1 protein-coding gene is annotated in these 415 nt (G+C 66.0%); it reads right to left on the bottom strand.

Annotated features, from left to right (window positions below; all coding sequences use genetic code 11):
* Positions 1 to 307 (bottom strand): Bug family tripartite tricarboxylate transporter substrate binding protein (locus tag AC1DBN_RS21535; RefSeq protein WP_477724204.1); only part of this gene is annotated, 307 nt, incomplete at its 3' end.
* Positions 308 to 415: the final 108 nt, after the last annotated feature.

The following is a 415-nucleotide window of genomic DNA, read 5'->3' on the forward strand; positions in this document are numbered from 1 at the left end:
CTGCCGCGTTGGTCACCATCGGCGAGTTGCTGGCGACGAACATCGTGTAGCCGTCCGGTGCCGACTCGGCTACCTGGCGCGCGGCAATGAAACTGTTGGCGCCCGGCTTGTTCTCGACCACGAAGGGCTGGCTGAACTTCTCGGTCAGGTGCTTGCCGATAAAACGCGCGGTGGTGTCGGCGCCGCTGCCGGGCGGCAGCGATACCACGATCTTGACCGGCCGGTCTGGGTAGTCCGCGGCGGCGGCGGCGCCGCTGGTAGCGCAAAGCATGGCGGCCATGCACAGGCCCGCGATTTGTCGATGCATTGTTGTCTCCATTATGGTTATGTGCCGACCGGCGACGGCCGGCTGGTGTGACGCTAGCGCTTCAGGAAACCGTCGAGCGCGGCCTCGTGCTCCTCGGTATGGTGCGCC

This window comes from Pseudarthrobacter sp. 10T415 (assembly GCF_056394175.1).